Source organism: Nonomuraea sp. LPB2021202275-12-8 (genome assembly GCF_037044575.1).
GTDB lineage: Bacteria > Actinomycetota > Actinomycetes > Streptosporangiales > Streptosporangiaceae > Nonomuraea.
Map to the genome: position 1 here is coordinate 42,966 of NZ_JBAHWD010000014.1, position 21,502 is coordinate 64,467.

A 21,502-nucleotide genomic window follows, 5' to 3' on the forward strand; every position below is an offset into this window, starting at 1 on the left:
TCCGGCCGACATAGGCTCGTCGCGTGACGATGATCCCCCTGCGCCGTTTCACGGCACGTGCGCTGCCCATCGACGATCGAGGCCGAGTGCTCCTGCTCAACGGGTTCGACCCCGCGCGTCCCGACGAGCCGTTCTGGACCACCATCGGCGGCGGTGTGGAGGAGGGCGAGACGCTCCAGCGGGCAGCCGCTCGCGAGATGTTCGAAGAGGTCGGCATCCGCGCGACGGCTGAGGACTTCACGGGGCCGTACGGGACGAGCACGATCGAGTTCCGCTTCGCGCAGTACGTCATCACGCAGGATCAGACCTTTTCGCGATCCGGGTGGGCGAGGTGGACGTCACCTTCGAGCACATGGAGCAGATCGAGAAGGAGACCACGCTCGGACATCGCTGGTGGAGTGCCGAGGAGCTCGAGGCCGCCGAGGAGACCATTTTTCCGGAGGATCTTGCGGTGATCCTCCGCAGGATCACGACGGGCGGATGACTCGGGTGATGCCCGCGATGAGGGCCGTGGCGAGCAGCCAGCCCGAGATGATCAGTGCGTACGCCAGTCCCTGCGTCCAGCCCGCCGGGTCGAACATTTCCCGTTGCCCGAAGGTGGACAGCGGCAGCAGCAGGTCGAAGGTGTAGGCGAAGGAGTCGAAACCTGGGCTCTCGTCGGGTTTGAGGGGGCGGGGCGGATTCAGGCCGAACACCACGGTCCCGATCGAGAGCAGCGTCGCGAACCAGATCGCGGCCAGCCACGGCCTGTAGCCGTAGCCGACGGTGATGTCCAGCAGGCGTCCCCACAGCCGGCCGCCGAATCCGCCCCGCTGGGGTCTGGCGCGGAGCTTGGCGAGCTGGGTTCGGCGGGCGAGCACGTCGTTGCCGTCCCGCAGAAGCCAGGCGGCCAGTTGCTCGTACGGCTGTGGCCTGAAGCCCTCCGGGTCGCGGCTCACCCATTCGATCCTGCGGCTGACGCCGCTGCCGCGCAGCCGGTCGTACGACAGGCCGTTCAGGCGCAGCTTGTCCGGCCAGGTGGCGGGGTCGTCCTCCAGGGTGTTCACGGTGGAGTGGGCGAGCGTCACCACGCCGTCGATCGGCTCGGCCGGCTTGAGGTAGAGCTCGCGTACCTCCATGTGACTGGCGTGCAGCGCGTACGGCGTGTCCGGGCTGCGGATGATGCCTTTGAGGGAGAACAGGCCGTTGATCCGGGAGCCGCGCAGCCGCACACAGCCCAGTGCGAGGAAGTCGCCGGTGCACCGCATCGCGTCCTCGACGACCATGCCGTCGGCGAACAGCGCGTCGCCGCCGAGGTTGCGGAGCTTGGCGCCTTCCAGCGAGAACCCGCCGTTCAGCCGCGCGCCGACCATGCGCAGGCCGCCGGTGAAGTCCGCGTTACGCATGTACGTCCCCGCGTCCACCACCATGGCGTCGCCGAAGAACGCCTGCTCGTCCTCGGCGGGCTCCACCTTCGTGCCGGCGAGCCAGAGGCCGCTCTCGAACTGGGCACGCCCTACCCGCACCGGGCCCGTCACGTACGAGCCCGACAGGCTGAGGTGACCGGCGACCCGCATGCCACCGGCGTTCAGCCCGGGTAAGCGGCAGTCCGTCAGGCGCAGGGTCCGGGTCGTGGAGCCGGTGAGCTGGATGGGTTCGTCCAGATGGCAGCCGCTGAGCACGAGTTCGTGCTCGACGGCGCCACCGAGGATCTGGAGCGGGCCGGTGATCCTGGCGCCGACCAGCCGTACCGCCGGGACCGCCCCGGTGCCCGCCTCGCGGGCGCCGAGCAGCAGCGACGCGATGACCTGGGCCCTGACCGTGCGCTCGGGACCCCACGAATCCCCGTCCACCGGGGCGTTCGCACCTGCCGGGCTGCCCGCGCCCACCTGCACGGGGGCAAATGTGACGAACTCACCCGTCGGGAACGCGTTCCACACCCGCCGTTCGGCCTCGCTCAGCCGCGGAGATCGCCCCATGCCCTGATTCTTGCGCACATTCCGGGCCCGGATCAGCGGCGGTAGCCTGCCATGCGCTCAAGCCTGGCCACGCGCTCGGAGGTGGGTGGGTGGGTGGAGAAGAGGCGGCCGAGGCCGGAGCCGCTGAACGGGTTCGCGATCATCATGTGCGAGGCGGAGGTCAGGCGGCTGTTCTCCGGCAGCGGCAGCCTGCGGGCGCCCATCTCGATCTTGCGTAGCGCGGAGGCGAGCGCGAGCGGGTCGCCCGTCAGCCTGGCGCCCGCCTCGTCGGCCTGGAACTCCCGGGTGCGGGAGATCGCCATCTGGATCATCCCCGCCGCCACCGGGCCGAGCAGCATCATGAGCAGCGCGCCCAGGAAACCGGGTCCCTCGTCGTCGTCCGAGCCGCCGAAGAAGACCGCCACGTAACTCACCCAGGTGATCATCGTGGCCAGCGCTCCGGCCACGGACGAGACCAGGATGTCGCGGTTGTAGACGTGGGACAGCTCGTGCCCGATCACGCCGCGCAGCTCGGCCTCGTCGAGCAACTGGGTCAGGCCGTACGTCACGCAGACGGCCGCCTTGCGCGGGCTGCGGCCGGTGGCGAAGGCGTTCGGCTGGACGGTGGGCGAAATGTAGAGCCGCGGCATCGGCTGGCGCGCCTCGGTGGAGAGCTCACGCACGATCCGGTAGAGGGTGGGCTGCTCCACCTCGCTGACCTGCCTGGCGCGCATGGCCGACAGCGCGATCCGGTCCGAGAAGAAGTAGGCGACGCCGTTGCTCACGAGGGCGAGCACGAACGCGATCTGCAGACCGGTGCTGCCGCCCAGCCACGCGCCCGCCGCGAGGATCAGCGCAGACAGGCTCCCCAGCAGGACCGCGGTGCGCAGACCGTTGTGGTGCAAGGTTCCCCCCTTCAAGGTCCGGGTTCACCCAGTACAACGACGATGACCTGCCTCAGCGTTCCCCGCGGTGCTCGGCCGCCTCTAGGACGTCAGATCCAGCACCAGCTGCGGGGCGACGGAGAACAGGACCGCAACCACCAGCGCGACACCCACGGCCCCCCACACGGCGGGAAAGGCTCGGCGCACGGCCGGGACCGCCGCTCGTACCGGGGTGAAGAGCCGCGCGGTCCAGGCGACGTAGTAGTAGAGCCCGATCACGGTGTTGACGGCCATGACCACCGCCAGCCATCCGGCCTCGCCCTCGACGATCTCCCTGAAGACTACGACCTTGGCGAACAGCCCGGCCAGCCCGGGTGGGAGGCCGGCCAGGCAGATCAGGCAGAACGCCAGCGCCAGCGCGGCCACCGGACTCCGGAACGCCAGACCCCGGTAGTCGTCCAGTTCGTTGCGCGCGGCGGTCCGCGACACGAGCATGACCACGGCGAACGCCCCCAGGTTCATGGCGGCGTAGATCACCAGGTAGGCGACGGACGCCCCGACCGCACCGGAGGCGGATTCCGCGCCGAACGCCACCGCGAGCGGGGCCAGGATGTAGCCCGACTGGGCGACCGATGACCAGGCGAGCAGGCGTACGGCCGAGCGCTGGCGCATGGCCAGCAGATTGCCCGCCGTCATGGTGAGCGCCGAGATGATCGCGACGATGGGTATCCAGGTGGACGACTGCCCCGGCAGGGCGACGACCAGGACGAGGATGAGCCCCGCGAATCCGGCGGCCTTCGAGATCACCGACAGCAGGGCGGCCACGGGGATGGGCGCGCCCTGGTAGACGTCCGCCGCCCAGGCGTGGAACGGGACCGCTGCGATCTTGAAGGCGAAGCCGGCCACGACCAGCACGATCCCGACCGTGACGATACCCGGCAGGCCGTGACCGGCGTCCATGATGGACGTAGCTGCCTGCGGCCAGCCGGGCGCCGGGAGCTCGCCGCTGACGACGGCCGACAGCCGCGACAGGTGGACGGTCCCGGCGATGCCGTACAGCAGCGAGACCCCGAACAGCATGACGGCCGTGGAGACGACCGACACCAGGAACAGCTTGACCGCGGCCTCCGAGGAGCGGCCGTCGTAGCGTTTCATCGCGGTGAGCGCGAAGACCGGGAGCGAGACGAGCTCGAGCGCCACCACCAGCATGATCAGATCTCGCGAGGCGGGCAGCGTCACCGCGCCCGTCAGCGTGCACAGCAGCAGGAAGTGCCACTCTCCCACCGGGATGTCGCCCTCGGCCAGCTCGGTCATCGACATCAGCACGATCACCACGGCCGCCACCAGCACGAGCCCCGCCAGGACGAGCGTGAACCGGTCGACCACGAACGAGCACTGCTCGGCGGCGCCGGCTTCGGCGAGAGAGGCTGGGACGCAGAAGGTGGACAGCGTCTCGGCGCCCGCGACTGCCTGGGCCACGACGAACCCCAGCGCGACCAGCACACCCCCGAGCGTCACGATCCCCAGCGCCGGCTTCACCCCGCGGCGGGCGGGCAGGAACGCGTCGAGCAGCAGCACGAGCCCGGCGAACAGCGCCAGAGTCAACGGGGGCGCGATCGCGAAGTAGTCGATCTGCTGGATCATGACAGGGCTCCCAGCAGAGACTGCACGGCCGGTGTGGTGAGCGAGAGCAGGAGCTTGGGCCAGAGCCCGAAGAGCAGGATGAGCACGATCAGCGGCACCCACGCGACCAGCTCGTACCGCTGGATGTCGAGTGCCTCGGGCTCGGCCGTCAGATGGTCTTCGCCGATGGGGTCGACCGGGCGCTCGTCGAGGGTCTCCCAGGTGGCGGCATCGCCGGGCAGACGAAGCGTGGCGATGACGGTGCGGTCACCGGGCTCGGCGCCCGCGGCGGCGTGTTCGCCGGGTCCTGCCGCCGGAAGGTGATCGGGGGGCTCCGCGCGGGTCGCCACCGGCACGGCCGGGACGCCGTGGGTGACTCGGGACAGCATGACCAGGAAGTACGCCGCCGTCAGGACGGCGCCGAGACCGCCGATGGCCATGAAGGTGAGGAACAGCGCGCGGGGCAGGATCTCGGCCGGCTGGAAGGCGCCGAGCAGCGCCAGCATCTCTCCCCAGAACCCGGCCAGCCCCGGCAGGCCGAGCGAGGCGATGGAGGCGAACGTCAGGACCGCGCCGAGGTGCGGGAGCTTGGCCAGCATGCCACCGCCGAGCGAGGGGATGTCGGCCGTGTGATAGCGCTCCTTGATCGATCCTGCGAGGAAGAACAGCAGGCCGGTGATCAGGCCGTGGGCGACGTTGGCGAACAGGGCGCCGTTGATCCCCACCGTCGTCAGTGTGGCGAAGCCCAGCAGCACGAAGCCCATGTGGCCGACCGACGAGTAGGCGATCATGCGTTTAAGGTCGCGCTGCGCCAGGCAGGCCAGGGAGCCGTAGATGATGCCGACCACGGCGAGGGCGCCGAGCCACGGCGCGACCGCCGCGGCGCCCTCGGGCAGGATCGGGATCGCGATCCTGGCGAAGCCGTAGGTGCCCATCTTCAGCAGCACCCCGGCCAGCAGCACCGAGCCGACCGTGGGGGCCTGCGTGTGCGCGTCGGGCAGCCAGGTGTGCAGCGGCCACATCGGGGTCTTGACCGCCAGCCCGAGCCCCACCGCCACGAACGCCAGCACCTGCACCGCCCGGGACATCCCCGCGCCGTGCGCCTGGCCGAGCGCGACGATGTCGAGGGTGCCGGTCTGTGCCCAGATGAGCAGCAGGCCGAGCAGCATCACGACCGAGCCGAGCAGCGTGTAGAGGATGAACTTGACCGCCGCGGCCCGGCGCCCCTCGCCACCCCAGATGGCGATCAGGAAGTACATCGGCACGAGCACGATCTCGAAGAACACGAAGAACAGCAGCAGGTCGAGCGCGAGGAACGTGCCGATCATGCCGACTTCGAGCACCAGCAGCGTGAACACCAGCGCCCTGGGCCTGGCCCCTTCAGGGCCGGGGTGCAGGAGCTGGCCGGGCCGGCGGGCGTCACCCCAGCTCAGGTAGGCGAAGCAGAGGAACGTCAGCAGCGCCGTCAACACGATCAACGGGAGCGAGATCCCGTCGACGCCCAGGTGGAAGCGCAGGTCGAGCCCGGGGATCCACTGCAGGTCGACGGTGGACTGGGGGCGCGCCGTCTGGCCGTAGTCGAACGTCGCCAGCAGCACGGCGGCCAGCGCCAGCGTCACGCCGGATACCGCCAGCCCGTAGCCGGGCAGCACCGGGCGCAGCGCCGCCGGGACCACCAGCAACAGGAAGGCTCCCAGCAGTGGCACGGCGAGCAGCGCGATGGGAAGCCAGCCCGTCATGTGAACATCACCGCCCCCACCGCGATCAGAAGGACACCGGCCAGCAGGCCGCTCACGTAGAGCTGGACGTTGCCGTTCTGCGCGAGCCGCAGCAGCCCCGACAGTCCGCGCGCCGACCGTCCGGACCCGCGCACCGCGCCGTCCACGACCGTGTCGTCCGTCCTGACGACCAGCCTGGCCAGCGCCACGACCGGGCGTACGAAGACGGCGGCGTACAGGCTGTCGACGTAGAACGCCCGCTCGCACGGCAGCCGCAGCGGCCCGAGCAGGCGGGCCGGGTCGGCGACGGGGTCGCTGCGCCAGTAGGCGTAGACGACACCGGCGCCGAGCAGCGCGAGGGCGACGCTGATGGACGCCACCGGCACGTCGAGGTGCAGGCCGCCGGCGAAGCCGAGCAGCAGGGCGGGGACCGCGAGGAGCACGACGGGCACGAGCATCGTCGGCGGCGCCTCGCGGGGGTCGATGACGTGCGCAGTGCCGGGCTCGGGCTCGGGGAGCGCGACGGTCCCCGCCTGCCCGAAGAAGGTGCGCAGCCATGCTCTTGTGGCGTACGCGCCGGTGATGGCCACGGTCGCGAGCGCGCAACCGTACAGGAGCAGGGCGGCGGCGTCGGTGAGGCCGCCCGCCAACGCTCCCTCCATGGCCAGCAACAGGGCGTCCTTGCTGAAGAAGCCGCTGGCTGGAGGCAGGCCCATGAGCGCGGCGAAGCCGACCGTCGTCGCGACGAACGTGACCGGCATCTCGCGCCGCAGCCCGCCCATCTGACTCATCAGGTTGGAGCCGACGTGATGGATCACGACGCCCGCGCAGAGGAACAGCAGTGCCTTGAACGCGCCGTGGGTGATCAGATGGAAGATCGCGGCGGTGTCGGACCCGGCGGCGAGGCCTCCGGCCATGTAGGCGAGCTGGCTGACCGTTGAGTACGCCAGCACGCGTTTCAGGTCGTCCTGCGCCAGCGCGGCCAGCGCGGCGCCGAGCATGCCCAGCGCGGCCAGGACCGCCAGCACGTCGAGCGTCGGCCGGGCCGCGGCGAAGGCGGGGAAGAGCCTGGCGACGAGGAAGATGCCCGCGGCGACCATGGTGGCGGCGTGGATGAGCGCGCTGATCGGCGTCGGGCCCGCCATCGCGTCAGGCAGCCAGGTGTGCAGCGGCACCTGGGCGCTCTTGCCCGCGACCCCCGCGAGCAGCAGCATCGTGGCGGCGACCAGCGTGCCCGACGACATCTCTGGCACCCTCGCCAGCACGTCGGCGATGCGGAAACTGCCCGCCGCGCCGCCGAGCACGAAGATGCCGAACAGGAAGCCGACGTCACCCAGCCGGGTCACCAGGAACGCCTTGACCGCGGCGCGCGAATTGCCGCGATCCTCCCACCAGTGACCGATGAGCAGGTAGGAGCACAGACCCATGATCTCCCAGCCCACGTAGAGGACCAGGAGGTCACCGGCGTAGACCACCAGCAGCATGGCGCTGGTGAACAGGCTGATGAAGGCGCTGTAGGAGGGGTAGCGGGGGTCGTCTTTCAGATAGCCGATCGAATAGACCTGCACGGCCAGCGCCACGAGCGTCACCAGCACGCCGATGAGCGCCGAGAGGTCGTCGGCCTGGAGCGTGAGCGAGATCGGGGCGCCGCCGGTGACGATGGTGCCGAAGGTGTCGCCCACGGGCACCGACCGCGCGCCGCCTTCGAGGAAGGCGAAGCCCTGCCCCCAGGCGAGCCAGCAGGCCAGCACAGCGGCGCCGGCCGTCGGCACGACCGCGATCCAGGCGGCCCGGCGGTTGGCCCTCGCGTCCGGTGAGGTGGCTGTGGAGACGGTGACCGGGTTTCGAGGTGGGACGCGGGGATCCGCCGTGGCCTGGGGGGTGCGTACGCGGGGCCAACGGGACAGCAGGAGACCGGCGAAGGCCGCCACGAAGGGCAGGAGTACGGCCAGCAACGGGAAGGTCGTCATCGCGTGCCTCCTCGCTTGGCCGAACGGCCGTCCCCGTGGCCGTCCGGCGCGTCCCTGTGAGCGCCTTGGGCCGGCTGGTCGCCGCGGTTGTCATGTGGCGGCTCGCCCTCTTGAGCGCCCTGCGTCGGCTCGTCCCCATGGTTTCGGGGGGCGGGCGACGCGTGCTCGTGCTGGGTGGGGTGCACTGCGGGGTGCGGCTGGTTGTTGGTCGCGCTGATCGGGGCGGCGGTGGGGTCGGTCAGGTGCTGCGACCGGGGAGGGTCACCCGTCGCGGCGGACGGGTCGGTGCCATCCGCGGGCTCTGCCAGGTCGCGCAGGAGGTCGAGGTCGACTGTCCTGCGGTTGCGGTAGAGAGCCAGCACGATGGCCAGGCCGACACCCACTTCGGCCGCCGCGATGACGATGACGAACAGGGTCAGGACCTGGCCGCTGTGCAGGCGGTCGCCGAGCCACACGTCGAACGCGACCAGATTGAGGTTGACGGCGTTGAGCATCAGCTCGACGGACATCAGCACGAGGATCGTGTTGCGCCGGGCGAGCACGCCGTAGACGCCGATGGAGAACAGGAGCGCGGAGACGACGGCCGGGTAGACGATGTGCACTAATGCCCCCCGGTCTGATCGGGTGGCGAACTCCCGGGCATGTCACTGGGCGCTGGACCGTCAGACGTGTCCGGACGAGCCGGACCACCACCGGCCTGGTCCCCGCCGGGCAGGCCACCGCGCGGGGTCGTACCGGACCGGCCGTCGCCCGCGCCGGTTATGTCCGTGCGGGACAGCACGATGGCGCCGATCAGGGCGGCCAGCAGGAGCACCGAGAGCGCCTCGAACGGCAGCACCCAGGTGCTGAAGATGCTGCCGCCGAGCTCCTTCGCACCGCCTTGGCCGGGGGTCAGAGGGGTGTAGGCCATGCGGAAGCCGTCGATCACCACCGTGACCAGGATGGCCGCCGTCGCGAGTGCCACCACGGCCGCGGCCACCTTGTTGCCGCTGTCCAGGTCGGTGGAGCGGCCGATGGGCGCGCGCGTGAGCATGATGCCGAACAGCAGCAGGACGACCACGGCGCCCACATAGATGAGGACCTGGACCCACGCCACGAACTCGGCGGTCAGAACCAGATAACAGCCTGCCAGCGCGCCGAAGGTGACCACGAGCCAGAGGGCGGCGTGGACGAGCTGCCTGGTCGTGACGACGAGCAGCGCTGATCCGACCGCCACCGCTCCCAGCAGCAAGAAAACGATCTCTTGCCCGGTGGGTGACAGGTAGGAGGGCACCACCTCGGTCACGACTCCTCCTCAGGCTCCCTTGGCTCATCAGGGCCGAGCCGCCCGGGCGGGCGGATGGATCGAGGATCGGCCATCTTGCGCCTACGCGGACTCGCGCCAGAAGTCTGCCCCTCCGGCCCGGGTTCCGGTCGCGGTTCCTGCGAGCCTGTGGACAACTCTTCCTCAGACGACCGGCCTGTGGATGACGCCTCGCCGCCAGGTGGCGTCGTGGGCGATTCGTCGTCACCCGGGCGCGCCGGGGACGACTCGTCAAGGTCCGGCCGTGCTGTGGACTCGCCGGGGTCCGGCCCCGCTTGGGGCGACTCACCGGGGTCCCGCCCCGCCGGGGATGACTCACCGGGGTCGCGCTGCCCTGGGGACGGTCCGTCGGCGTCTCGCTGCTCCGGGGACGGCTCGGCGTCCGGCCGTGCCGGGGACGGCCGTTCCGTCGGCCCCGCGTCCATGGTCTCGTGGTCCGAGCTCGTGGGCATGGCGGCCCCGGTCTCGTGTCCTGTGGATGAAGGCGGCTCCGGCCTGCCTTCAGATCCGCTGGATGGGAGGGTCCCTGGCGGGCGGATCCCCCGCACGTTGCCCATGGGTCTGCGACTGCGGCCGCCGCGTTCTTCCGGCTCAGCCGGCGGGGCTCCGGCACCCGCGGACTGCTGCTCCGGCGCCTCTTGCTGGGCCTGGGATTCCGGAGACTCGGCCTCGGGTGCCCGTACGCCGTCCTGGGGCTCGACCTGGGAGGTGGCGGCCTCAGCGGCCGGATCCGGCTTCGCCGTGCCGGTTCGGGGTGACGTATCGGGCTCCGCCCCCGGGTCCGGCGCGGTGTCCGTACCGGGAGCAGCTGCTTTGCCCGCGGCGCGGGTCGCGCGGGCGGGGGGTGCGTCGGCGGAGCGGGCGGGGCGGCGGGGGGCCGCCGTCAGTTCTTTGGGGGGCTCGGCCCCGGGATCGTGGGGCGGTGGCGGCGGAACCGTCTCGACCCAGCCCGCCAGCTTGTCCTTTTCGTGGAGGAGGTTGCGGATATCGCCTTCGGCGTACTCGAACTCGGGCGACCAGAAGAGCGCGTCGAACGGGCACACCTCGATGCAGATCCCGCAATACATGCACAGGGCGAAGTCGATGGCGAACCGGTCGAGGACGTTGCGCTGACGGGGACGGCCCCCCTCGGGCGCCGGGAGGGTCTCCTTGTGCGAATCAATGTAGATGCACCAGTCAGGACATTCCCGGGCACAGAGCATGCAAGAGGTGCAGTTCTCCTCGACCAGGGCGATCACCCCGCGACTGCGTGGCGGGAGAGCGGGCTTGACCTCGGGGTACTGCTGGGTGACGGATTTGCGCAGCATGTGGCGAAGGGTGATGCTAAGCCCCTTTGCCAGCCCTACGCCGGGTATCCGTCCCATGTTCAACATCATGGCGCACTTGAGAGCCCAGGTGAATGAGCAAGCGCGTTGTCCCCAGGTTTCCACAGTCATCCACAGGTTGGCGGGTAGTTATCCACAGGAAAGCGCCTCGCCCGATATGTGCAAGTACAGAGCGATAGTCTCTCGCCATGTCGTACCGCCATCCGGGCCGCGTCAGCGGCGGGGCATGGGCCGCCTCCGTCGTGTGGGCGGCCCTTTCCCTGATTTCGTGCGGTTTGGCGACCCCGTTCACGATCGGGTTCGCGGCGTTCTGGCTGAGGAGCGTGTGGCAGTTCGTCGCCGCGTGCGTCTATGGCGTCTGCATGGGCTCGTTCCTGATCGCGATCATGGCCTACGACAACGTCGACGACATTCCGGAGCCCTTGGGCACGATCGTCTCCTTCACCTTCGTGATCGCGTGGATCGGCGGCGTGATCCACTCGGGCATCCTGGTGCCCACGATGGCCAGGGCGCGGTCCGTCACGCCGACCCCCCACCAGTCGCAGCACCTGTCCAATGTTCATCAGCGCACCACCGCACCCTCCTACCAGCGACGGCCCGGCGAACCCGAATGGATCGGGCACTACCGGGTGCTCCAGCTGCTGGGGCGCGGCGGCCAGGGGGCGGTCTACCTCGCCATGGCGCCCAACGGGGTCCGGGTGGCCGTGAAGGTGCTGCACGACCTGGTCGACGAGGCCGCGCGAGCCAGGTTCGCCAGGGAAGTCGACACGGCGCGGCGGGTGGCGACGTTTTCCACAGCCCGCGTGCTCGACGTGAGCATCACGGGACAGTACGCGTACATCGTCAGCGAGTATGTGGAAGGTCCCTCACTTGAGCAGTTGGTGCGCAATCACGGGCCGCGTGACGAGGACAGCCTGACCCGGCTGGCGCTGTCCACGGCCGGGGCGCTGGCGGCTATCCACAAGGCGGGGATCGTCCATCGCGACTTCAAGCCGAGCAACGTGCTGATCGGTCACGACGGCCCGCGGGTCATCGACTTCGGCATCGCCCGGGCTCTCGATCAGGTGACGGTGACGGCGGGCAAGATGGTCGGCACGCCGCCGTACATGTCGCCCGAGCAGTTGTCCGGCGAGCCGGTCGGACCTCCGTCCGATGTGTTCAGCTGGGCGGTCACGATGATGTTCGCGGCCACGGGACGGCCCGCGTTCGGAGAGGACAGCGTGCCTGCGATCTTCAACCGGGTGCTCACGTTCCATCCGGATTTATCGCCATTGCCGCGACCTCTTCGCGGGGTAGTCGGCGCCTGCCTGTCCAAACGGCCCGAGAGCCGGCCCGCTGCCTCTGACGTGATGCTGGCCATCGTCCACTGACCCGGCGCTCGCCGGCTCCCCCGAAGCATGGCGGTGAGCGGACGCCGGGTCGCGACCGCTTCAGAACGGGAGTGAAGGGGCGGGTGGCGCCTCGGGTGCACCCGGCAACCCGCCGACACTCGGCAGCAGTGACTCGCATGCCTTCACCGCCGCCCCGTACTTCTTGGAGAGCACGTCGACGCGGTCACCCTTGATCGTGAGGTTGACGAGGCCATCGCCGGAGACGGTGACCTCGGGGAAGTCGGGCAGCGCGTGCGATCGCATACAGGCGGTGAACTCCTTGGCGTCCCCGGCGAACGGCGCGGACGGGGCTGCCGCCCACCCCATGACCGCGGCCAGGGCGGCGGCGAGCAGGACCGCTCTTCTGATTGTCGGGCCGAACATGATGGTTCCTCCATCGCTGTAGCCGAGTGGTGGGATCAGAGAACGTGGAAGGCGGTTACGAGGCGGGAACGACGGCGGTTACCCCGATGCCGAGTCTCTGCGCGGCGTGTTGCGCCGCCTGCTGGCCGCCGGGAAGGACCAGGAGCGGCTCATCGAGGCCCTGCTCGTCCTGGCCCACAGCCAGCAAGGACTGGACCGGAGACAGCCCGTCGACCTGGCCGCGATCACCTCGCAGGCGCTCAACCAGCCCCCACAACCGGGACGAGGGCAGGGGCGAAAGGCAAGACGAAAGCACCGTCGAGAGGCGGAGCGAAGGGCGGAGCGAGAGTCGGGGCGAGAGTCGGGGCGAGGCGCGAAGCAGGGGCCCGGTCGAGGGGCACGGCGAAGGGGGGTGGGTTCGGATCGAGGCCGTGCTTGACCCGGCGCTCGCGTCCGGCGACCGCGATCTGATCGAACGGCTGGTGACGAACCTGCTGGACAACGCTCGGAGGCACAATGCGCCCGGCGGCTGGATCAAGGTGTCGACCGCCACGCTGTCCGGCCGGGCTGTGCTCAGCGTCGCCAACAGCGGTCCGGTGATCCCGCCCGACCGGGTCCACACGCTCATGCAGCCGTTCCAGCGCCTGGAAACGGGCAGGAAGGCCACGGGCGACGGGCTGGGACTCGGCTTGTCGATCGTCGCCGCCATCGTCAAGGCGCATCACGGCCTTCTGGAGGTCCGGCCGCTGCCAGAAGGCGGGCTCGAGGTGACCGTCGTCCTGGTGTCCTGACCAGAGCCTGTCTCTTCCATCAGGTACGGCGCGGATGCCCGACTTGATAGGCAAGTCACCACTTGCCTATTGTGGGGCTGTGGCGGAAGATGTCTTCAAGGCACTGGCCGACCCCACCCGCCGGCGCATCCTCGATGAGCTGGCGGAACGGGACGGCCAGACCCTATTCGAGATTTGCGCACGGCTGGTGGCCAAGCACGGCCTGGGGCTGTCCCGCCAGGCGATCAGCCAGCACCTGGCCGTGCTGGAATCCGCCGGTCTGGTCCATTCACGGCGCCAGGGCCGATACAAGTTCCACGATCTGAATACCGAACCCCTTGAGCACATCGTGACCCGGTGGCTCAGGCCCGATACACCGAAGGGCACCCCATGAGGATCCACCTGTCCAGCGTCTTCGTCGACGATCAGGACAAGGCCCTGCGTTTCTATACCGACGTGCTGGGCTTCGTGAAGAAGACCGAGGTCCCGCTGGGCGAGGACCGGTGGCTGACCGTCGTCTCGCCGGACGATCCCGACGGGACCGAACTCCTGCTGGAGCCCGACGGCCATCCAGCGGTGAAGCCGTACAAGGCGGCGCTGGTCGAGGACGGCATCCCGGCCACCGCCTTCGCCGTGGACGACGTACATGCGGAGTTCGGCCGGCTGCGCGAGCTCGGGGTGCTCTTCACCCAGGAGCCGCTGGAAATGGGCCCGGTCACCACCGCGGTGCTGGACGACACCTGCGGCAACCTGATCCAGATCGTGCACCACACGTAGGACCTGCTCCTGTGGCCGGCAGCGGCAAGATCGAAGACACAAGCCTGCGACACAGTCCGGCCGGGATCACCCTGACGGCATGACGGCCCCGGCGGGATGGCATTCAGGGTGTGTACACGTACGGGGTGGTCGTCGTGAGGGGGAGGAAGCCGAGGCGCTGGAGGATGGGACGGCTGTCGTCGGAGGCGTCCACCTGGAGGTAGCGGTGACCGCGTTCGGCGGCGATGCGGGTGCGGTAGGCGACCAGGGCCCGGTAGATGCCCTTTCCGCGCCAGGCCTTCACGGTGCCGCCACTCCAGAGGCTGGCGAACTCGGTGCCGGGGTGCAGTTCCATCCGGGCGGCGCTGACCGGGGTGTCCCCGGCCATCGCCAGGACGGCGACGAGGCGGCCGGTGGCGAGTTGGGTGAGCAGACCGCTTCTCAGGCTGCCGGAGTCGGTGCCGAAGGCCTGGTCGTGGACGTCCATCATGAGGTCCACGTCGGCGGGTGCGGTCACCGGGCGCAGGTGGACGGACTCGGGGAGGTCGATGCCCGTGGGCAGGTCGGAGACCTGGGCGACCATGAGCGTCTCCATCGGCTCGGGCACGAAGCCGGCCGCCGCCAGCCGGTCGGCGAGGTCGGCCGGCCGGTCGTGGGCGTACAGCTTCCATTCGAACTCGCGGCCCAGGTCCGTGAAGTAGCGCACCTGCTCGGCGATCGCCGCCTCCGCCGTGGTGTCGTCGAGGTCCGACCAGAGGATGCCGGCCCAGCCGTCGCCGATGTGCCGGACCACCCCGCCCGCCCGCTCGACCCGGTCACTGGCGCCATCGGGCTGCGCACCGGAGCGGAGTTGACGGTCGAACGTCTCGAGCACCGCTTCGCGATCCATGCGCACACCTCAGCATCGCGGGAACGGGCCTCGCAACAGGAATTCCGAGTCGGCGATCAGGCGCACGACGAGCATCCGGCTGACCGGCCGGGTAGAGCTTGACGAGCATCTTGCCGTGCATCATCCGCAGGAAGGCGGCCTGCGCCTGCTCGATGCCCTCCAGCACGGTCGATTCCGTCCGCCAGCCGACCCGCCGCCTTGCCGATCCACTCCGGGAACAGGATCGACCACCGGCCGGCTCGGTGGCCGGACAGCCGGCGTCGCAGCCGAAGGCGGACACCGGCTTCGCCGCCGGCCGACCCGATCACCCGGACCGGCCGGACGTTGCGTTGCTTGACGCATCCTTGACGGCCCGGGGCGTCCCTTTCCGATTACTCGCGGGTATGCGACAGGTCGACAGGGATCGGAGCGAATGGGATGGCTACACCGATGCCCCGAGACCCGCGGGGCGTGCGCGAGCGGTGGTCGGCGTTCCGCGCCTCGGCGTACCTGCCGGCGACCGTCCTGGTGCTCATCGTCTCCGCCGGGGCCGGGCTGTTCGCGGGCTCCTACACGTACGCGATGGCGAACCCGACGCCGCATCAGGTCCCGATGGCCGTCGTGGGCACCGCCGGGCCGGTGAAGCGGGCGGCATTCGTGGCGGGGATGGAGAACGAGCTCAAGGCGGCGCTTCAACTGCAGAATTTCCCCACGTTCGAGGCGGCGGTCCATGCGGTGGACCAGCAGCAGGTGTTCGGCGTCATCCAGGTGGAGGGGCACCGGGCGCGGCTGAACGTGGCCAGTGCGGCGGGGGCCACGGTGGCGGAGTTGCTCTCGAAGGCGGCGCCGGAGGTGGGGGCGCGCATCGGGGTGCCGGTGACCGTACGGGATCTGAAACCGCTGCAGCCCGGTGATCCGCGAGGGCTGGCTCTCTTCTACATCTCACTCGCCGCGGTGGTCGTGGGCTTCATCGGAGCGGCCCAGCTCAGCACGCACGCGTCCGGGCTCGGGCCGGTGCAGCGGATCGGCTTCACCGTCGCCTACGCCCTGCTCGGCGGGTTCGCCATCGCGGCGGTGGTCGACTGGTTGCTCGGCGCGCTGCGCCTGCCGTTCATGGAGTCCTGGCTGATCCTGGTGTTGACGATGTTCACCTCAGGAATGGTGTTCACCATGTTCCACGCCCTCATCGGGCGCTGGGCCCTGGTGCCGACCTGGGGACTGATGGTGCTGGTCGGCAACCCGTCGTCCGGTGGTGCTGTGTCATGGCCGCTGCTGCCCTCGCCGTTCGGGGCGATCGGGCGCTGGTTGCCACCGGGCGCGTCGGTAAACGCCCAGCACACGGCCGTCTACTTCGGCGGAGACCAGCACCCGCTGCCGTTCCTCGTGCTGGCGGCGTGGGCGGTGGTGTCCTGCGCGGTGTTCCTCGCCTGGCGCCGCAGGCAGGAGCGCCGGGGATCAGGGTGAGGCGTGGCGGCACGCTCTGAGAAGAGCCAGGTACTCCTGCCGGGTGATTCGATGCACGGCCAGTCCGAGCCGGTTTCTCTCGGTGAAGCGGTGCAGGTCGTCCGGCGACCACGGACCGGGGATGTGGTGCAGCGGCTGGTTCCGGCCATCCATGACGAACAGGCCGGACAGTCCCTCGTGCTGGTAGAGGAGCAGGCTCGCCACCCCGCCGTCGGCGTGGCCGATCGCGATGTCGGGCAGCTTCTCCCTGCCCTGGTCGATGTGGAGCCCGCCGGCGGCGGTGATCGACAGGTTCGGGCCGACGGGCGGTCCGGCGATCGCGCCCATGCGGGCTCTGCGCCTGCGCAGGCCGGCCCGGATCGGACCGACTGCGAGCAGCATCGGGCTGAAGGCGACCATCAGCCACTTGACTTGGATGAGGTCGATCAGCAGCATGCCGACCGTCGCCAGCCCTCGCCAGGCGGTGCCCAATCCCGCCGAGACGAGGTACACCATGAGCACCAGCCCGGCCAGCCCCGCGCCGTAGATCAGCGGCATGCGCCAGCGGGCCGGGCGTGGCGCGCCCAGGCCGTGCAGCCGGCGCCAGCCGGGCGCGCGTCCGGAGAGCAGCGAGCGGACCTTCGGCCCCGGCTCGCGTTCGCCGTCCACGAGGGGGAGTCCCGCCTGCATGGCGAAGTCGCGCACCTGCGAGGGCTGCCAGTTGGCGGGCAGGTCGAGCATGACCAGGCCGTCGGCGTCGAGAGCGGCCAGCCCGGTCACCAGTTGCGTCGACGACCCGCTGTCCGGGGCTTCCATCACCTGGTCGTAGAAGTAGTGGTAGAGGGAGGCGGGCCTGACCCGCACGGACTCCCCGTCCGCGGAGGCGGTCAGTGCATCGCCGTCCCACGAAAGGACCGTGCTCGGGCACGGGGCGCCGGCGATGGCGCCTCCGCACGGAACCAGCCTCACGTCCACGTGATCACACCCCATGAACCCCTACCCACTATGACGAACGGGGCGGGGGCGGAGTTTCAGATCACGACTTTGACGACGCCGGTGAGCGCGAGCTGGAGGAGGGCCAGCGGCACCAGGCCGGCCCAGGCGAGCTTCTGGAGCTGGTCCTCGCGCAGGCGCGGGAAGCTCACCCGCACCCAGATGACCACGAAGGCCAGCAGGAACACCTTGACCAGTGTCCACAGCCAGCCGGGCAGCAGCGGTCCGTGCCAGCCGCCGAGGAACAGCACGGTGGTCAGGAAGGACAGCACGACGATCCCGGCGTATTCGGCGAGCATGAACAGGGCGAACCGCATGCCGGTGTACTCGGTCATCGGGCCCATGATGATCTCGGATTCGGCGATCGGCATGTCGAAGGGCGGGCGGCGCAGCTCGGCCAGCCCGGCCATGAAGAACACCACGCCGCCGATCGCCTGCCAGGGCAGCCACCACCACTGCCACGCCTCGACGATGCCGGGCAGGGACAGCGTGCCGGCGGCCATCGCGACCGAGGAGGCGGCCAGCACCAGCGGGAGCTCGTACGACACGAGCTGGGCGGCGGCCCGCATGCCGCCGAGCACGGAGTATTTGTTGGCCGACGCCCATCCGGCCATGATCGCGCCGAGCACGCCGATGCCCATCACCGCGAGCACGAAGAACAGGCCCAGCTCAAGGTCGACGCCGACGAAGCCGTCGTCGACGGGAATGGCGATCAGCACGACCAGGTAGGGCACGAGCGCCACGCCGGGGGCGATCATGAAGATGCGCCGGTCGGCGGCGGCCGGGATGACGTCCTCCTTCTGCGCGAACTTCACCCCGTCGGCGATGAGCTGCGCCCACCCGTGGAAGCCGCCCGCGTACATCGGCCCGAGGCGCGACTGCATGTGCGCCATGACCTTGTGCTCGGTCTGCCCGACGATCAGCGGCAGCACCAGGAAGATGACCAGGATGACGGCGAATCGCAGCACCACGTCAAGCATCGGGCGGCCCCCAGTCGGCCGGCACGCCGGGCGGCAGCGTCTTGCGGCGGCTCGGCGCGCCGTGCCCGGACTCGCCGGGCTCCTTGGCGCCGGGCCACGGCTTGGCCACGCGGGCGGCCAGGATGAAGTCCTTGCGCAGCGGATGCCCTTCGAACCCGTCGGGCAGCAGCAGCGGCACCAGGTTGGGGTGTCCGTCGAAGATCACCCCGAACATCTCGTACGTCTCCCGCTCGTGCCAGTCGGCGCCCCGGTAGACGGCCACGGCGGAGGGCAGGCGCGGGTCGGCGCGCGGCACCCGGGTGCGCAGCAGCAGGCGTTCGCGGGAGTCGGGGTTGTAGACGTGGGCCACGATCCCGAAGGCGTCCGGCGGCTCGTCGACGCCGGTCAGCCAGTCGAAGAAGGCGAATCCGAGCTCGTCGCGGGCGGCCGTCAGCAGCTCGATCCAGTCGGCGGGGGCGACGTCCACGACGGTGTCGCCGAAGGTGTCGGTGATCTCGGCGCGGTCGCCGAAGCGGCCGGCGGGGAAGCCCGTCACGTCTCGTCCCCGTGGGCGCGGGACCACAGATAGCGGTCGCCCAGCTTCTCGGCGGCGATCTTCTCCTGGAGTTTCATGATTCCGTAGAGCAGTCCTTCCGGCCTGGGCGGGCAGCCGGGCACGTAGACGTCGACGGGAACGATCTGGTCGACGCCGTTGGTCACGCAGTAGGAGTCCCAGTAGGGGCCACCGGTGTTGGAGCAGGCGCCGAAGGAGATGACGTACTTCGGGTCGGGCATCTGCTCGTAGAGCCGCTTCACGGCGGGGGCCATCTTGTCGGTGACCGTGCCGGAGACGATCATCAGGTCGGCCTGGCGCGGCCCGTTGGCGAACGGGATCACGCCGAACCTGATGAAGTCGTGCCTGCTCATCGACGTCGCGATGAACTCGATCGCGCAGCAGGCCAGCCCGAAGTTGAACACCCACAGCGAATAGCGCCGCCCCCAGTTGAGGACGAAACGCATGGGCTTGGGGGCCAACCGGGAGATCGGCCCCACTGTGGGCATCGGGAGATCCGTCGCTGCCATGAGGCCATTGTTACTCGGATCACTGGTGAGGCAAAGGTGACCTTCCGCCCGTCTCGCTAGGTCCAGCTCAGCACGCGCTTGCGCCAGGCGTAGAGGATGCCGAGGGCGATGAAGCCGAGGAAGACGAACATCTCCACCAGCGTCGTCACGCCGTAGCCGGGCGCGTCGAAGACGGTGGCCCACGGGAAGAGGAAGACGGCGTCGACGGCGAAGACGACGTAGAGGTAGGTGAAGACGTAGTAGCGGACCTGCGACTGGGCCCAGCCGTCGCCCACGGGGTCGACGCCGCACTCGTAGCTGGTGAGTTTCTCGGCGGTGGGCCGGGTCGGCCGGAGCAGGCGGTTGGCCAGCATGGCCCCGGCCACGATGGCGACGCCGATGGCGAGCAGCGCCGCGACCAGCAGGTAGGACCCGAAGTAACCGTCCATGTACGGCATGGTAGCTCGGTCAAAGCCTAACGCCCTATACCCCCAAGATTGGGCAAACGCCAAGATCTGCCCCATAAGCTGACATCCATGCCTAAACTCCGAATCTTCGGAGGAATCGCGCTGCTTGTCTGCTCCGCCACCGGATGCGGGCTGGCGGCCGCCTCCCCGGAGCACGACAACCTGGTCCCCGGCGATCCCACGAGGATCGAGTTCGTCGACCCCGCGACCGTGACCGGGCTGGCTCCCAGGACGCTGAGCGAGGGCGAGGCCGCCGGCAGACACGTCTACATCGGCTACCCCGAGTTGCCGAACGCCGCGGAGCTCAACGACAGGCTCCGCGCGGAGGCGCAGCGGCAGCTCCGCGCCTTCCGCGAGGCCACCCGCGCCGCGGGCTACCTCGCCCGTCCTGAGCTGAACGTGGACTGGCAGCTCACCGCCGCGGGCGACGTGGCCGGCGTGCGACTGCGCACCGGCGAGTTCCGCGGCGCCGACTGGGGCAACACCAACCGGACATTCTGGTACGACCAACGCAGCGGCCGGGCCACCGACTCCGCCGGGCTGCTGTCCGGCCAGTCCGCCCTGCGCGAGGTCGCCGCCCTGGTCAGGGAGCGGCTCAAGGAGCGCGGGCAGGAGGTCGACAGGGAGCAGGTGACGCCCGACCGCGACCGGTTCGACTCGATGGCCTTCAACGGGGCCGGAGATCTGGTCGTGGAGTTCGACGACTGCCAGATCGGGCCGTGCTCGCTCGGGCGCCTGGCCGTGGCCGTGCCCGCGCGCCAGGTGGAGCCGCTGCTGTCGGAGATGGGACGGCGTGCGCAGCAGGCCGCGCGCCTCGCCGCACAGCGGGTCTCGGTGAAGCGGCCGACGACCGCGCCGCCCGTCGGCCCCGTCGCGGCCAGCACCGACGCGGGCAGCGTGAACTGCGGCCGGACCAAGTGCGTCGCGCTGACCTTCGACGACGGGCCGGGGCCGTACACGGCCGAACTGCTCGACATCCTGCGCGAAGCGGACGCCCGGGCGACGTTCTTCCCGGTGGGCGGCAACGCCGTGGCCCGGCCCGAGCTGCTGCGCCGGATGAGCGCTGAAGGTCACCTGGTCGGCAACCACAGCTGGGCGCACCGCGACCTGTCGAAGCTGGCGACCAGCAAGATCGCCGACTCGCTGGACCGTACCGAGGAGGCGGTGACAGCCGCCATCGGCCAGCGGCCCACGCTCGTGCGCCCGCCGTACGGGGAGGTGAACCTGGACGTCAGGAACGTCGCCCACGAGCACGGCCTGTCGCTCGTGAGCTGGGACGTCGACACCTACGACCAGCGCGGCTCCAGCGCCCGCGCGATCGCCGACCGGGCGGTGGAGCAGGCGCATCCGGGGGCGATCGTGCTGATGCACGACGTCAACCGGGCGACCGTTGACGCAGTTCCGGACATCCTCAAACGGCTGCGCGGGAAGGGATACGCCTTCGTCACCGTTCCAGAGTTGTACAGCGGCCAGATGCGGGCCGGACGGCTTTACAGGTCGGGGGACGAACCCGTGCGCAAGCAGCCCCTGACGTAGGACATGCGGCGGAGGGACGTATAGTTGGCGCTCGTGACCCGAACCGTCCTCTTCGCACGCCTGCATGTGGACCTCTGCAGGCTCGCCTCAGGGCTGTGTCGTCGTTCTCCCAGCTCACCCTGACTTCTCCCGACCGCGTTTACCCGCTTTGTATG

General features: G+C 70.0%; 23 protein-coding genes and 2 pseudogenes. 9 read left to right on the forward strand and 16 right to left on the reverse strand.

All coding sequences use genetic code 11. From position 1 onward, the window contains the following. Positions 1–29 precede the first annotated feature (29 nt). Positions 30–242, forward strand: a pseudogene (locus tag V5E28_RS49605) (NUDIX domain-containing protein); the annotation flags it as partial. An 89-nt stretch (positions 243–331) separates the two neighbouring features. After that, positions 332–484, forward strand: a complete 153-nt coding sequence (locus V5E28_RS24925; protein ID WP_336209592.1) for a hypothetical protein — start codon at positions 332–334, stop codon at positions 482–484. Here V5E28_RS24925 and V5E28_RS24930 read toward each other — a convergent pair. The 8 genes and pseudogenes from V5E28_RS24930 to V5E28_RS24965 all read right to left on the reverse strand — a co-directional run bounded on the left by V5E28_RS24930 (position 468) and on the right by V5E28_RS24965 (position 10,871). Beyond that, a complete protein-coding gene (locus tag V5E28_RS24930; protein WP_336209593.1) occupies positions 468–1,958 on the reverse strand; it encodes a hypothetical protein in 1,491 nt (496 codons plus the stop codon). The genes V5E28_RS24925 and V5E28_RS24930 overlap by 17 nt on opposite strands. A gap of 32 nt (positions 1,959–1,990) precedes the next feature. Then, positions 1,991–2,842, reverse strand: a complete 852-nt coding sequence (gene htpX / locus V5E28_RS24935; protein ID WP_336209594.1) for a zinc metalloprotease HtpX — start codon at positions 2,840–2,842, stop codon at positions 1,991–1,993. A gap of 81 nt (positions 2,843–2,923) precedes the next feature. Next, a complete protein-coding gene (locus tag V5E28_RS24940; protein ID WP_336209596.1) occupies positions 2,924–4,465 on the reverse strand; it encodes an NADH-quinone oxidoreductase subunit N in 1,542 nt (513 codons plus the stop codon). After that, positions 4,462–6,183 (reverse strand): complex I subunit 4 family protein, encoded by a 1,722-nt coding sequence (locus V5E28_RS24945; RefSeq protein WP_336209598.1) that lies wholly within the window; start codon positions 6,181–6,183, stop codon positions 4,462–4,464. The genes V5E28_RS24940 and V5E28_RS24945 overlap by 4 nt, the downstream gene beginning before the upstream one ends. Further along, positions 6,180–8,132, reverse strand: coding sequence for an NADH-quinone oxidoreductase subunit 5 family protein (locus tag V5E28_RS24950; RefSeq protein ID WP_336209600.1), 1,953 nt, complete (start codon positions 8,130–8,132; stop codon positions 6,180–6,182). The genes V5E28_RS24945 and V5E28_RS24950 overlap by 4 nt, the downstream gene beginning before the upstream one ends. Before the next feature lie 269 nt (positions 8,133–8,401). After that, positions 8,402–8,734 (reverse strand): annotated as a pseudogene (gene nuoK / locus V5E28_RS24955) (NADH-quinone oxidoreductase subunit NuoK); the annotation flags it as partial. Next, positions 8,734–9,417, reverse strand: a complete 684-nt coding sequence (locus tag V5E28_RS24960) for an NADH-quinone oxidoreductase subunit J family protein (RefSeq protein ID WP_336209602.1) — start codon at positions 9,415–9,417, stop codon at positions 8,734–8,736. The gene V5E28_RS24960 and the pseudogene nuoK, both read right to left, overlap by 1 nt. Then, positions 9,414–10,871 carry a 4Fe-4S binding protein gene (locus V5E28_RS24965; protein ID WP_336209603.1) on the reverse strand — a complete coding sequence of 486 codons (1,458 nt, stop codon included), beginning with the start codon at positions 10,869–10,871 and terminating at the stop codon, positions 9,414–9,416. Before V5E28_RS24965 ends, V5E28_RS24960 begins: the two co-directional genes overlap by 4 nt. A gap of 77 nt (positions 10,872–10,948) precedes the next feature. Between V5E28_RS24965 and V5E28_RS24970 the strand changes: the two genes are divergently transcribed. Continuing rightward, on the forward strand, positions 10,949–12,130 hold the full coding sequence (locus V5E28_RS24970; protein ID WP_336209604.1) for a serine/threonine-protein kinase: 1,182 nt from the start codon (positions 10,949–10,951) through the stop codon (positions 12,128–12,130). Positions 12,131–12,190: 60 nt separating this feature from the next. On the opposite strand, the gene V5E28_RS24975 is transcribed toward V5E28_RS24970, so the two are convergent. Both V5E28_RS24975 and V5E28_RS24980 read right to left on the reverse strand, forming a co-directional pair. Beyond that, positions 12,191–12,514, reverse strand: a complete 324-nt coding sequence (locus tag V5E28_RS24975; protein ID WP_336209605.1) for a hypothetical protein — start codon at positions 12,512–12,514, stop codon at positions 12,191–12,193. A 55-nt stretch (positions 12,515–12,569) separates the two neighbouring features. After that, positions 12,570–12,701, reverse strand: coding sequence for a hypothetical protein (locus V5E28_RS24980; protein WP_336209606.1), 132 nt, complete (start codon positions 12,699–12,701; stop codon positions 12,570–12,572). Between the two features lie 223 nt (positions 12,702–12,924). Here V5E28_RS24980 and V5E28_RS24985 point away from each other — a divergent pair, with 223 nt between their 5' ends. From V5E28_RS24985 to V5E28_RS24995, 3 genes are read left to right on the forward strand one after another with little or no spacing between them, the layout of a single operon-like run. Then, positions 12,925–13,284: a sensor histidine kinase gene (locus V5E28_RS24985; protein ID WP_336209607.1), complete on the forward strand. Its 360-nt coding sequence runs from the start codon at positions 12,925–12,927 to the stop codon at positions 13,282–13,284. 34 nt (positions 13,285–13,318) lie between these two features. Beyond that, positions 13,319–13,657 (forward strand): ArsR/SmtB family transcription factor, encoded by a 339-nt coding sequence (locus V5E28_RS24990; RefSeq protein WP_442945863.1) that lies wholly within the window; start codon positions 13,319–13,321, stop codon positions 13,655–13,657. Beyond that, the gene (locus tag V5E28_RS24995; RefSeq protein WP_336209610.1) at positions 13,654–14,040 is read left to right on the forward strand and encodes a VOC family protein; all 387 of its coding nucleotides are present in this window, start codon (positions 13,654–13,656) and stop codon (positions 14,038–14,040) included. Before V5E28_RS24990 ends, V5E28_RS24995 begins: the two co-directional genes overlap by 4 nt. Before the next feature lie 103 nt (positions 14,041–14,143). On the opposite strand, the gene V5E28_RS25000 is transcribed toward V5E28_RS24995, so the two are convergent. After that, positions 14,144–14,908 carry a GNAT family N-acetyltransferase gene (locus V5E28_RS25000; protein ID WP_336209611.1) on the reverse strand — a complete coding sequence of 255 codons (765 nt, stop codon included), beginning with the start codon at positions 14,906–14,908 and terminating at the stop codon, positions 14,144–14,146. 429 nt (positions 14,909–15,337) lie between these two features. Here V5E28_RS25000 and V5E28_RS25005 point away from each other — a divergent pair, with 429 nt between their 5' ends. Beyond that, on the forward strand, positions 15,338–16,351 hold the full coding sequence (locus V5E28_RS25005; RefSeq protein ID WP_336209612.1) for an ABC transporter permease: 1,014 nt from the start codon (positions 15,338–15,340) through the stop codon (positions 16,349–16,351). Here the strand turns inward: V5E28_RS25005 and V5E28_RS25010 are convergent. The 5 genes from V5E28_RS25010 to V5E28_RS25030 are packed head-to-tail and all read right to left on the reverse strand — an operon-like array spanning position 16,343 to position 19,793. Next, positions 16,343–17,305, reverse strand: a complete 963-nt coding sequence (locus V5E28_RS25010; RefSeq protein WP_336209614.1) for a hypothetical protein — start codon at positions 17,303–17,305, stop codon at positions 16,343–16,345. The genes V5E28_RS25005 and V5E28_RS25010 overlap by 9 nt on opposite strands. Before the next feature lie 56 nt (positions 17,306–17,361). Further along, a complete protein-coding gene (nuoH, locus tag V5E28_RS25015; RefSeq protein ID WP_336209616.1) occupies positions 17,362–18,303 on the reverse strand; it encodes an NADH-quinone oxidoreductase subunit NuoH in 942 nt (313 codons plus the stop codon). Beyond that, a complete protein-coding gene (locus V5E28_RS25020) occupies positions 18,296–18,838 on the reverse strand; it encodes an NADH-quinone oxidoreductase subunit C (RefSeq protein ID WP_336209618.1) in 543 nt (180 codons plus the stop codon). Before V5E28_RS25020 ends, nuoH begins: the two co-directional genes overlap by 8 nt. Beyond that, positions 18,835–19,365 (reverse strand): NADH-quinone oxidoreductase subunit B, encoded by a 531-nt coding sequence (locus V5E28_RS25025; RefSeq protein WP_336209620.1) that lies wholly within the window; start codon positions 19,363–19,365, stop codon positions 18,835–18,837. Before V5E28_RS25025 ends, V5E28_RS25020 begins: the two co-directional genes overlap by 4 nt. 56 nt (positions 19,366–19,421) lie before the next feature. Then, complete coding sequence (locus tag V5E28_RS25030; RefSeq protein WP_336209621.1) at positions 19,422–19,793, reverse strand: NADH-quinone oxidoreductase subunit A; 372 nt, start codon at positions 19,791–19,793, stop codon at positions 19,422–19,424. A gap of 87 nt (positions 19,794–19,880) precedes the next feature. On the opposite strand from V5E28_RS25030, the gene V5E28_RS25035 reads away from it, so the two are divergent. Both V5E28_RS25035 and V5E28_RS49610 read left to right on the forward strand, forming a co-directional pair. Beyond that, a complete protein-coding gene (locus V5E28_RS25035; RefSeq protein WP_336209623.1) occupies positions 19,881–21,347 on the forward strand; it encodes a polysaccharide deacetylase family protein in 1,467 nt (488 codons plus the stop codon). 33 nt (positions 21,348–21,380) lie between these two features. After that, positions 21,381–21,470: a putative leader peptide gene (locus tag V5E28_RS49610; protein ID WP_442945864.1), complete on the forward strand. Its 90-nt coding sequence runs from the start codon at positions 21,381–21,383 to the stop codon at positions 21,468–21,470. The last annotated feature ends 32 nt before the right edge of the window (positions 21,471–21,502 follow it).

What these genes read in the sequence shown, in the direction of transcription:
- V5E28_RS24930 (WP_336209593.1), bottom strand. Translation starts at nt 1,958, where the DNA reads ATGGGGCGATCTCCGCGGCTGAGCGAGGCCGAACGGCGGGTGTGGAAC.
- V5E28_RS24940 (WP_336209596.1), bottom strand. Translation starts at nt 4,465, where the DNA reads ATGATCCAGCAGATCGACTACTTCGCGATCGCGCCCCCGTTGACTCTG.
- V5E28_RS24945 (WP_336209598.1), bottom strand. Translation starts at nt 6,183, where the DNA reads ATGACGGGCTGGCTTCCCATCGCGCTGCTCGCCGTGCCACTGCTGGGA.
- V5E28_RS24950 (WP_336209600.1), bottom strand. Translation starts at nt 8,132, where the DNA reads ATGACGACCTTCCCGTTGCTGGCCGTACTCCTGCCCTTCGTGGCGGCC.
- V5E28_RS24965 (WP_336209603.1), bottom strand. Translation starts at nt 10,871, where the DNA reads ATGACTGTGGAAACCTGGGGACAACGCGCTTGCTCATTCACCTGGGCT.
- V5E28_RS24970 (WP_336209604.1), top strand. Translation starts at nt 10,949, where the DNA reads ATGTCGTACCGCCATCCGGGCCGCGTCAGCGGCGGGGCATGGGCCGCC.
- V5E28_RS24975 (WP_336209605.1), bottom strand. Translation starts at nt 12,514, where the DNA reads ATGTTCGGCCCGACAATCAGAAGAGCGGTCCTGCTCGCCGCCGCCCTG.
- V5E28_RS24990 (WP_442945863.1), top strand. Translation starts at nt 13,319, where the DNA reads ATGCCCGACTTGATAGGCAAGTCACCACTTGCCTATTGTGGGGCTGTG.
- V5E28_RS24995 (WP_336209610.1), top strand. Translation starts at nt 13,654, where the DNA reads ATGAGGATCCACCTGTCCAGCGTCTTCGTCGACGATCAGGACAAGGCC.
- V5E28_RS25000 (WP_336209611.1), bottom strand. Translation starts at nt 14,908, where the DNA reads ATGGATCGCGAAGCGGTGCTCGAGACGTTCGACCGTCAACTCCGCTCC.
- V5E28_RS25005 (WP_336209612.1), top strand. Translation starts at nt 15,338, where the DNA reads ATGCCCCGAGACCCGCGGGGCGTGCGCGAGCGGTGGTCGGCGTTCCGC.
- nuoH (WP_336209616.1), bottom strand. Translation starts at nt 18,303, where the DNA reads ATGCTTGACGTGGTGCTGCGATTCGCCGTCATCCTGGTCATCTTCCTG.
- V5E28_RS25025 (WP_336209620.1), bottom strand. Translation starts at nt 19,365, where the DNA reads ATGGCAGCGACGGATCTCCCGATGCCCACAGTGGGGCCGATCTCCCGG.
- V5E28_RS25030 (WP_336209621.1), bottom strand. Translation starts at nt 19,793, where the DNA reads ATGGACGGTTACTTCGGGTCCTACCTGCTGGTCGCGGCGCTGCTCGCC.
- V5E28_RS25035 (WP_336209623.1), top strand. Translation starts at nt 19,881, where the DNA reads ATGCCTAAACTCCGAATCTTCGGAGGAATCGCGCTGCTTGTCTGCTCC.